11 protein-coding genes are annotated in these 10,215 nt (G+C 44.8%); 5 read left to right on the plus strand and 6 right to left on the minus strand.

Annotated features, from left to right (window positions below):
• From VF500_RS23435 to VF500_RS23445, 3 genes are all read right to left on the minus strand, one after another.
• The coding region (locus VF500_RS23435; RefSeq protein ID WP_330861994.1) for a cupin domain-containing carboxymuconolactone decarboxylase family protein at nucleotides 1-797 on the minus strand (797 nt) is incomplete at its 3' end.
• Nucleotides 798-816: 19 nt separating this feature from the next.
• Complete coding sequence (locus tag VF500_RS23440) at nucleotides 817-1,251, minus strand: nuclear transport factor 2 family protein (protein ID WP_330861995.1); 435 nt, start codon at nucleotides 1,249-1,251, stop codon at nucleotides 817-819.
• Between the two features lie 40 nt (nucleotides 1,252-1,291).
• Nucleotides 1,292-2,275: an aldo/keto reductase gene (locus VF500_RS23445; RefSeq protein ID WP_330861996.1), complete on the minus strand. Its 984-nt coding sequence runs from the start codon at nucleotides 2,273-2,275 to the stop codon at nucleotides 1,292-1,294.
• Nucleotides 2,276-2,452: 177 nt separating this feature from the next.
• On the opposite strand from VF500_RS23445, the gene VF500_RS23450 reads away from it, so the two are divergent.
• Nucleotides 2,453-3,349 carry a helix-turn-helix domain-containing protein gene (locus tag VF500_RS23450; RefSeq protein WP_330861997.1) on the plus strand — a complete coding sequence of 299 codons (897 nt, stop codon included), beginning with the start codon at nucleotides 2,453-2,455 and terminating at the stop codon, nucleotides 3,347-3,349.
• 81 nt (nucleotides 3,350-3,430) lie between these two features.
• On the opposite strand, the gene VF500_RS23455 is transcribed toward VF500_RS23450, so the two are convergent.
• From VF500_RS23455 to VF500_RS23465, 3 genes are all read right to left on the minus strand, one after another.
• Nucleotides 3,431-4,105, minus strand: coding sequence for a peroxiredoxin (locus VF500_RS23455; RefSeq protein WP_330861998.1), 675 nt, complete (start codon nucleotides 4,103-4,105; stop codon nucleotides 3,431-3,433).
• Between the two features lie 21 nt (nucleotides 4,106-4,126).
• A complete protein-coding gene (locus VF500_RS23460) occupies nucleotides 4,127-4,288 on the minus strand; it encodes a hypothetical protein (RefSeq protein WP_330861999.1) in 162 nt (53 codons plus the stop codon).
• An 84-nt stretch (nucleotides 4,289-4,372) separates the two neighbouring features.
• Nucleotides 4,373-5,014: a Crp/Fnr family transcriptional regulator gene (locus VF500_RS23465; protein ID WP_330862000.1), complete on the minus strand. Its 642-nt coding sequence runs from the start codon at nucleotides 5,012-5,014 to the stop codon at nucleotides 4,373-4,375.
• A 566-nt stretch (nucleotides 5,015-5,580) separates the two neighbouring features.
• Between VF500_RS23465 and VF500_RS23470 the strand changes: the two genes are divergently transcribed.
• From VF500_RS23470 to VF500_RS23485, 4 genes are all read left to right on the plus strand, one after another.
• Entirely contained in the window at nucleotides 5,581-5,952 is a 372-nt protein-coding gene (locus VF500_RS23470; RefSeq protein WP_330862001.1) for a hypothetical protein, read from the plus strand.
• 126 nt (nucleotides 5,953-6,078) lie between these two features.
• Nucleotides 6,079-6,876 carry a polysaccharide deacetylase family protein gene (locus tag VF500_RS23475; protein ID WP_330862002.1) on the plus strand — a complete coding sequence of 266 codons (798 nt, stop codon included), beginning with the start codon at nucleotides 6,079-6,081 and terminating at the stop codon, nucleotides 6,874-6,876.
• A gap of 22 nt (nucleotides 6,877-6,898) precedes the next feature.
• Nucleotides 6,899-8,245, plus strand: coding sequence for an alkaline phosphatase family protein (locus VF500_RS23480; RefSeq protein ID WP_330862003.1), 1,347 nt, complete (start codon nucleotides 6,899-6,901; stop codon nucleotides 8,243-8,245).
• Nucleotides 8,211-10,037 (plus strand): cytochrome c peroxidase, encoded by a 1,827-nt coding sequence (locus tag VF500_RS23485; protein ID WP_330862004.1) that lies wholly within the window; start codon nucleotides 8,211-8,213, stop codon nucleotides 10,035-10,037. Before VF500_RS23480 ends, VF500_RS23485 begins: the two co-directional genes overlap by 35 nt.
• Nucleotides 10,038-10,215 lie beyond the last annotated feature (178 nt).

A 10,215-nucleotide genomic window follows, 5' to 3' on the forward strand; every position in this document is an offset into this window, starting at 1 on the left:
GGCAGGGCGATGCCACGTTCCCGCAAAACCTCGTTGGTAGCAAAAAGAAAATCCAATGCCTTAGCAACGCCAACGTAAGGCACAGCCTGGTATAAGACTTCCTTAATGGTTACAGGTGTTATGCCGACATTTAGCGCGCCGCCAACCATTACTTTGTATTCGGTTAAAGCATTACAGCCAATAGTAGATGCGAGGATCATGGTAACGCGCGTTTTTACATCAAAATCGTCATGAGCTATTACCTCGTCAAAGGCAAAATTGTCAAACAGCGCTATAAACTCCGGATCTGTTTTCTGTAGCTTCGATTCGTGGTTGGGCAATAACTCCTCGTGGTTCCTGATGGCAGCCTCAGTTAGTTGAATGCTGAGCTGTGCAGCGCTTTCTGTTTTCAGGCTGTTATATTGCTCATCGGTAACCCTGTCTAACCATTTAACAGGCCCCTCGGCCGAATTATTGGTGATCACAATATGGGTAAAGCTACTGTCATGTGCTGCACCATGCCAATGTTCAACATTTGAGGATATCACAACCACATCACCTTTTGCAAGCGGCCTTGCAGCTTCACCCCTTTCCTGGTAAAAGCCTTGGCCATCGGTAACAAGTAAAATCTGTCCGTGGGCATGGGTATGCCAGTTATTGCGGCAGCCCGCTTCAAAAACGACGTTGCCTATGCTATAGGTTCCGGTTTCATCTTTAGGTACCAGGATCTTAACCCAGGCTGTGCCGGTGAAATAGTCGGCAGGGGCCTGATCGCCCCGGGGAAAAATTTGATTTTGATTTTGATTTTTAGTATTCATAGTAATAGATTATCAGGGATCAATTTTGTAAATGATTAGCCTGCAAGGCCAAAACCTTCCACCCTGATCTTGAATTTGGTCTTGAAAAAACTTCAATAAAGGAGAGCTGCAACTCATTTTTTTGCCCGTTAACCGTAACTGTAAACATGCCCTTACCGGTTACTACCGCCGTATTATCGGCAACAACAGCATTGCTTTCGGAAACAACGACGCTGTTATGGGTAAAATTTCCACTTTTTAAAGTGGTGAGGTATTGTTTTTTAGGTTGGCGCACACCTTTACTGCTTATCACAACAAACTTTTCGTAAAAAGCATTATCCAATGAATCGATCTTGTTATCCACCTCCCACCGAAAGATATCGGCAGATAATTTCAATACTTTAGTTTCATCCGGCGATTGTGCATGTGCTCCGAAAGCAAACAAAGCCATCCCGATCAAAAAATATAATTTCATGATAAAGCTATTGGATCAGTATGTCGGCAATTGTCTGTAATTATTTTCCCACCCTTTTTTGTAAATGTTCAGGGTAACGTGCACCTTCTATCTTAATTTGTGAAGCTGCTTCTTCAATCTGGCTAAGCTCATGTGCGGATAATGTAATATCTACAGCGCCAAGGTTTTCTTCCAGCCGGTGTAATTTGGTGGTTCCGGGGATAGGCACTATCCATGGTTTCTGCGCCAGCAGCCAGGCTAACGCTATCTGTGCTGGGGTAGCTTGCTTTTCATTGGCTATCCTCGTAAGCAGATCAACCATTGCCTGGTTAGCGGCTCTTGCATCAGGTGCAAAACGTGGTACGATGTTGCGGAAATCTGTTTTATCAAACGAAGTGTTTTCATTGATAGCACCAGTAAGGAAGCCTTTTCCCAGCGGACTGAAAGGCACAAAGCCAATACCTAACTCCTCAAGCGTTGGAATTATCTCCTGCTCAGGTTCGCGCCACCATAAGGAATACTCACTTTGCAAAGCCGCCACAGGCTGAACTGCATGTGCCTTACGGATCGACTGCACACCAGCTTCCGACATACCAAAGTGTTTTACTTTACCTTCCTGTATCAGTTCCTTAACCGTTCCTGCTACATCTTCTATCGGCACATTAGGATCAACCCGGTGTTGGTAGAACAGGTCGATGCGATCGGTCTTTAATCTTTTCAGCGATGCTTCGGCTACCTTACGGATACGTTCGGGCCGGCTATCCATTCCATCCCCCGGTTTTCCATCCTTAAAACCGAATTTAGTAGCAATAACCAGTTTATCGCGGTAAGGTGCAAGTGCATCCCCCAAAAGTTCTTCGTTCGTAAAAGGGCCATAAGCTTCTGCGGTGTCAAAAAAGGTAACACCCTTTTCAACAGCGGCATGAAGTAGTTTGGTAGCGTCTTTTAAATCGGTTGCAGGGCCATAGCCAAAACTTAAACCCATGCAGCCTAATCCCAGTTCAGACACTTCCAGGCCGCTGTTACCTAATTTTCTTGTTTTCATATATTTAATGGTTTAAACAGATCGTTATTGATTTAACAATACAAAGGTGAGGTGTATTTTTTAAGCAACTGTTATACCAATTACTGTATTACTTACCAATATCACTGATTAGGGTGGTAACATAAGGTAAACCGTAACAGAAGGCTTAACTTTGATATAGTTAAAAGAGAAATAGCAATGGAAAGCATCATCCGGGTAGACACCATAGGTCAGTTCAACGCGCTCAATAATCATGAAACGCTGCATCCGCTGGTTAATATTGTTGACCTGTCAAAAGCGGATACACGGTTGAACCGCCGCATCAATTACGGCTTTTACACAGTGTTTCTAAAGGAGATCAAATGCGGCGACCTGAAGTACGGCTGTAATTACTATGACTACGAAGAAGGTTCGCTGGTGTTTGTAGGCCCCGGACAGGTAATAGGCCAGGAAGACAATGGCGAATATTACAAGCCCAAGGGAGTTGCACTCGTTTTTCATCCCGATTTGATCCGGGGCACTTCACTTGGCCGTCATATCCAGGACTATACATTTTTTTCGTACGATGTGCACGAAGCGCTCCATTTATCCGAAAGTGAACGCAAGATCATTGCAGATTGCTTTGCGAAGATCAGGTTTGAGCTTGACCACGCTATCGATAAACACAGCAAAACCTTAATTGTAAGCAACATTGAGCTGTTCCTGAACTATTGCGTACGGTTTTACGACCGCCAGTTCATTACCCGCGACCTTGTTCATAAAGGTGTGCTGGAACGGTTTGAAAATTTGTTGGATAGCTACTGGGATTCGGACAAACCGCTTACCATAGGTTTACCTTCGGTAGGTTATTGTGCCGATCAGTTAAACCTATCAGCCAATTACTTCGGCGACCTGATCAAAAAGGAAACCGGAAAATCAGCCCAGGAGTATATCCAGTCGAAAGTGATAGATGTGGCCAAGGAAAAAATATTTGATACCAGTAAATCGCTGAGCGAGATAGCTTATGGATTAGGGTTTAAATATCCGCAGCACTTTACGCGCTTGTTTAAGCAGCGCGTTGGGTACTCTCCTATTGAATACCGATCATTAAATTAAACTGCTCAGATAAAAATCAGGCGCAAATCCAACAGGATGTGCGCCTGATCAAAGGAACATATTACCCCCTTTTCGATAAAATTAATTCATAATTGTTTCACCCGGCTGAGCTACAATACGTAGGTAAGGTTTAACGGTTTTCCAGCCGTTGGGATATTTTTCTTTTGCTTCCTCGTCGGATACTGCCGGAACGATGATCACATCTTCGCCATTTTTCCAATTTACCGGGGTGGCCACTTTGTAGCCGGCTGTTAACTGCAATGAATCCAGCACCCGCAGTATCTCATCAAAATTGCGACCGGTTGCCATTGGATAAGTAAGCATCAGCTTAATTTTTTTATCGGGGCCGATAATAAATACTGAGCGTACGGTTTGGTTAGTAGCGGCGGTACGGCCTTCTGAAGTTCCGGGTTCATCAGCCGGTAACATGTCATATAACTTTGCAATGGCCAGGTCAGGATCACCTATCATAGGATAGTTTACAGCATATCCCTGCGTCTCCTCTATGTCTTTTGCCCACTCGGCATGACGCCCTACGGGGTCAACACTTAAACCTATTACCTTGCAGTTACGTTGCTGAAATTCGGGAGCAAGTTTAGCCATGTAGCCCAGCTCGGTAGTGCAAACAGGGGTAAAATCTTTAGGATGCGAAAAAAGGATTGCCCAGCCGTTTCCTATCCAATTGTGAAAATTGATAGTACCTTCGGTAGTTTCTGCCTGAAAATCGGGAGCGGTGTCGTTTAATCTGATACTCATGATGTTTATTGGTTAAAATGGTTAAAAAATAAATTGATCGTCTTTACAGGTCGCAAGGTTTACAGAGCCAATAAAACGGATAAGTTTTTCCAGCATACGCATACAATAACCACCAGAGATTCTAAATCCTGTTAGTGGTTTTATATTAAAACTTACAGTGGTTTGGAGAGCTTGAGTTTTCATGGTCTGTTGCTTTTGACATAACAAAGATGCAACAGACAACAGGGTATATTTTGTAACAAAAGATACAAACCGCTGTAACAAAAGTTACAATTCGCTCAGTAATTTAACCTGGTTATAGTAAAGGAGTAATTTATTATCTATTTCGAGCTTTTTAAGCAAACGGGATACAACCACCCTGCTGGTGCCCAGGTCGTCACCAATTTGCTGATGGGTGAGATTAATGAGCGAAGAACCGGTTGCCTTTGCTTTTTCCTTGAGATAATTAACCAGGCGGTCATCCAGCTTTTTAAAGGCTATATCATCAATACTCTTTAGGATTTCGGTGAAGCGGTTTAATATCGTTTGCATCACAAAACGCTTCCAGGTTGGGTATTTTACCATCCATCCGTCCATAACATCCATAGGCACACAAAGCAGTTCGCTGTCCTCTTCGGCGGTTCCGCGGATCACACTAAAATGCGACATCATGCAGCAGGTAAATGTCATCGCGCAGCTTTCGCCTTCCTTTACATAATATAGCAGTATTTTCTGGCCTTCATCGTTTACACGGCTTACTTTAAAAGTACCGCTAAGCAACAGTGGCACAGCCCGTATGGTTTGTCCCGGGTTAAGCATGGTATCGCCGCCTTTTACCGTCATCAGCATGGAGTTTGTTTCCAGCTCGGCCAGCAAAGCAGGTTCAAATACTGATTCAAATTTACTTACGGCAGCTTTAACATTAAACATGGGGTCATAGGTTTGGGAGGCTAAAAATAATCAATTTATCAGATGTTTAAATGCCATAGTGAGATGTGTGAAGTATATTGTACAGCTGAGAAAAAACCTTTATACCAATGTGCTGAGAAGAGTACCAGGCATGTTGTTCATCATATCAATAACATTACCTCTATAAGAAGCTGTTTAAAAACGAATGGAAAGTTTTTTGTAGAGACGCATCACATGCGTCTCCCGGCGGACAGGCCGATTCAAAAGGCTTCTAATTTCGTCGAAAATTGCGCGCGGGAGACGCATGTAATGTGTCTCTACATTAAAAAACAATCAAATTCAAACAACCTCTATCAGAGTTCATTGTAAAGCGCAAAATGACCGACCACGATATTATTCGGCCATATTTCATCAGGTCAAAACTATAACATGTAACTATTATCATGCAACACATTTGCTCTGCTATCCGAAGTTCAGGTAACGACGTTCATTGTTTTCATCTTCGATTTAATCATAGCAGAATAGCTGTTTGTTTTTTGGGTAACTTACCTTAATATTGTGAGGTTCTTTACGGGCATCTATTTTGAATGAGCAGAAAAACGGTAAACATATGGATATTCGCTATCGGGGTGATTATGCTCCTGGTACGGCCATACCTGGTTTATCAACTTTCGGGCTATAGCCAGGCTGGTAAAACCCCGGTTAAGGCTTCCCTTTTGCAGCGGCTAATAAAGAAGAAAGACGATCATTTTGAATGGCATGATAAAGCTACTTTAGCGGTTCAGGGCCGGGGATACAGTTTCAAGATGCCGGTAAAGCGGTTGCCTGGTTTTGATTTCCGTAAATTATTACAATCTCCGGTTAGCCGCTTAACAACTTTTGCTACCATCACGGCAAAAATGCTGCTTATCAGCCCCGTCAGTCACAGGTATAGCTTATTATCCTGTTTTCGTATCTGAGCATTATGTTCTCCTATCTTCGGGTATCGTGGCTTTTATCACGACCGCCCGTATCCCGAACTTTCGGCTATTAATTTTGTTATTAGCCATCTGTTTACATCACCTTTTTTTAATGTTCTGTATCCTATGAAAATTATTTTCATTATTCCCTTTTTGATAGTCGTTATGGCAGCACAAGCGCAACAGCGGGTTAAATGGCCGGGTGATAAAAAGTCTGCCATTATCCTCACTTACGATGATGCTTTGCCCTCGCAGCTGAAAGTGGCTGTTCCGCAGTTAAAAACGGCAAAGTTAACGGCCACCTTTTTCCTTACCAGTGATATTGACAGCATATCCATACCACAATGGCGGGCCCTAAGTAAAAATGGGGTTGAACTGGGCAACCATACCGTTTTTCACCCCTGCGCGGGTACTGATGACAATCCCGTTCCATCAGATCATTATACTGCTTACCAGATCATCCGTGAGATAGAGGTTATGGACAGGTTCCTTTATGCGGTAGATGGCAGAACCAAAAGGACTTTTGCTTATCCCTGTGCCGAAACCACTGTAGGCGGCAAAGACTATGTGGATTCCCTGCGAAAGTATACCCTGGTCAAATATGCCCGGGCGGGCGGAGATTCCAGCGCTTTCGTTACCGATTTTGTTCACCTTGATCCATTCCGTGTTCCATCCTATGGGTTAGAAGGTGGCGAGACCGGCGCACAGCTGATAGCTTTTGTAAAAAAAGTACAGCAAAGCGGCGGCGTGGGTATCCTGATGATCCATGGTGTTGGCGGCGATTATATCACCATATCGTCCCAAGCTCACCGGGAACTGATCCGCTACCTCGAAACACAAAAGAAAAAGATCTGGATGCCTACTTTTCAGCAGGGCATGAACTATATCAACAAACAAATTCCCCTACACGCACAAAAACAATAATCCAAATCAGCATTAAAACCAAATGAAAAAAAGATTTTTAAACAACAGGTACTTTTTTGTCCCGGCAGCTTTAGCCGCTATAACGTGCCTGGGTATTTCGGCATTTCGTTTTCCTGAAAACCAAGGCATTAACCAGGTACAGCACGTGGTTGTTATTTACATGGAAAACCACAGTTTTGATAACCTGTGGGGACAGTTCAAAGGGGCCGACGGCCTGGCTGATGCAAAAAAGGAAAACATTATCCAGTTGGATGCTGAAGGAAAACCTTATACCACGCTGCCGCCGGTACCCCGAAGCAGTGTTTTTCCTACTAATCTGCCCAACACTTATTTCAACATTGAACAGTACGTAGCTGCCGATCAGGTAAGCCCGGATGTGACCCATGCCTTTTACCTGGAACAATTGCAGATAAACGGCGGAAAGATGAACAAGTTTGCACTGTACAACTACACCAAAGGCCTTACCATGGGATATTATAACACGGCTAACCTGCCTTTATATGAACTGGCAAAGAAATATACCCTTTGTGATCACTTTTTCCATAGTGCTTTTGGCGGGTCCTTCCTTAATCACCAATGGCTTATTGCAGCAGCCACGCCCCTGTTTCCAGATGCGCCGGCAACCATTAAAGCCCAACTGGACGCGTCAGGCAAACTGATCAAAGATGGTGCGGTAACACCCGATGGATACGCCGTTAATACATCCAACTCGGTAAACCTTCACCCTAAAGGCGCAAATCCAGCAACGCTGGTGCCTAACCAAAACGGGCCAACTATAGGCGACCGTTTATCGGATAAGGGACTATCCTGGGCCTGGTATTCGGGCGGATGGAACGATGCCGTGGCTGGAAAGCCCGATCCAACATTCACCTATCACCATCAGCCCTTTGCTTATTTTACCCGTTATGCAGAAGGCACAGCTGAAAGGAAAAAACACCTGAGAGATGAAACCGAATTTCTGGAAGCAGCAAAAAAAGGCACATTGCCTGCCGTTTCTTTTGTTAAACCGATAGGGCTTGAAAATGAGCACCCGGGCGAGTCCACCGTTACAAGCGGGGAAAGTCATGCGGTAAAACTGATCAACGCAGTGCTGAACGGACCGAACAGCAAAAACACTGTGATCATCCTCACCTATGATGAGAATGGTGGCTTCTGGGACCACGTTGCTCCACCAGTTATTGATAGATGGGGCCCTGGCTCACGCATCCCGGCTCTGATCATTTCGCCATTTGCTAAAAAAGGATATGTTGACCATACCAATTATGAAACAGTGAGCATCCTGGCCTTTATAGAAAAAAGATGGGGATTAAAGCCGCTTAACAGCCGCGATCAGCATGCCGATCCGCTTAGCCATGCGTTCAACTTTTAAAGTAATTACAGCAGGGCTGCTGGTCGTCATCGGCTGCGGCCTGCTGTCTTTTCGTCGCCATGCAGATCCGATATCGGAAACCATCCGCGAAAAACTGGTTTTGCAATCAGATAGTTTTCTGACAAGCATACAGCGTTTAAGGCATGCAGTATCTGCGGACAATACGCTGCTCCTGCAAAAACGCTTCAGGGAAGCGCGTTTAGCTTACAAACGTTTGGAATGGGCGGTCGAATACTTTGACCCGCTTACCACCCGGCAGGTTAACGGGCCTCCGGTACCCGAAACAGAACTAAGCGGGCAAGTGATCCAGCCAAATGGGTTGCAGGTTATTGAAGAATTACTTTTTCCGCGTTTCAAACCGGCTTCCGTTAAAGTGCTGATCTCATTACTGGATGTTCTTGTTGTTAACGCTGAGGAGTACCGAAATCATTTCAAACATGCCAGTTTACAGGACTGGCAGATACTCGACGCCGCAAAGTTGGAAGTATTCCGGGTGGAGGCGTTGGGGTTAAATAATTTTGACAATCCGCTTGCCCGGCAGTGTTTTGCGGAATCGGCCGCTGCCCTGAGTAGTGTACAGGAGGTTGCTACCCGCTATACGCAGGGAGATGACAACCGCTTGCCGCGGCTTTTTGGCGGAGCTGTACAATATCTTTCCCACCCCACAGCTTTTAACCGCTTTGACCGGGCCGCATTTATTACAGTTTATGCCAACCCGTTAACCATGGAGCTAACCCGTTTGCATAAACAATTAAACCTGCCGGATATCCATTACAACCGCTTGCTGAACCAGGATGCCCCAACCCTATTTGATCAAAACGCCTTTAACCGGAATGCCTACATTAACGCCCCGGAAGATTCTGCTACAACACAAAAGATAGCCCTGGGTAAAAAACTTTTTTTTGATACCCGGTTGTCGGGTACCATGACCCGCAGTTGCGCATCCTGCCACCAGCCTGATAAGGCTTTCAGCGACGGTCTTATCAAAAACCTGGACATCACCGGTAAAAAAAAGATCTTCAGGAACACGCCTACCCTGATCAATGCAGCACTGCAACCCGCGCAATTCTATGACCTGCGTGCGGCTTCCCTGGAAGACCAGGTGAATGACGTAGTAGCCAACCCCGACGAAATGCACGGCGATATGAAGCTTTCGACACAAAAGCTCTGGCAGGATAAAACCTATCGCGATTTGTTTGCTGATGCTTTTCCGGTTAAAAACAGGGCTGCTATAGATACCGCAGAGATCATGAACGCGCTGGCCAGTTATATACGTAGCCTTACCTTGCTCAACAGCCGCTTTGATGCCTACATGCGTGGTGATCAAAAATCGCTTACCCAAACTGAGGTCAATGGCTTTAACCTATTTATGGGCAAAGCCAAATGTTCCACCTGCCATTATCTCCCTTTATTTAACAGTACCCTTCCACCAAGATATGTACAGATGGAGGCCGAAGTTATCGGTGTTCCAAAAAGCAAAAACGCTAAGGTCATCGATCCGGATCCCGGCTTGTTTACCATCCAGCCACAGGATTTTAACCGGCATGCTTTTAAGGTAACAACGGTACGTAATGCAGCTAAAACAGCTCCTTACATGCACAACGGCATATATAAAACCCTGGAAGAGGTCGTTGACTTTTATGACCAGGGCGGCGGCGCAGGTATGGGACTGAGAGTGCCAAACCAAACGCTGGCTTCGGATCACTTACACCTCTCTCCAAAAGAAAAAAAGGAAATAGTTGCATTTATAAGAGCGTTGGATAGCTCGTCTATAAACGCTGTAAGTCATTGATCCAAGAAGCTGCATATAGTTTTGGATTGGTTCTGATAAAAGGTGACTCGTCCGGAAAAAACTATACACTAAAAAAGGTGTATGAAAAAGGAAAACGAGGAGATATTACGGGTAGTGCGAGATGACAAGCGCAGCCATCTTCCGGCCAATTTACGTGAGCAACTAATAAAAGAGATAG

This window comes from Mucilaginibacter sp., assembly GCF_036383575.1.
Taxonomy (GTDB): domain Bacteria; phylum Bacteroidota; class Bacteroidia; order Sphingobacteriales; family Sphingobacteriaceae; genus Mucilaginibacter.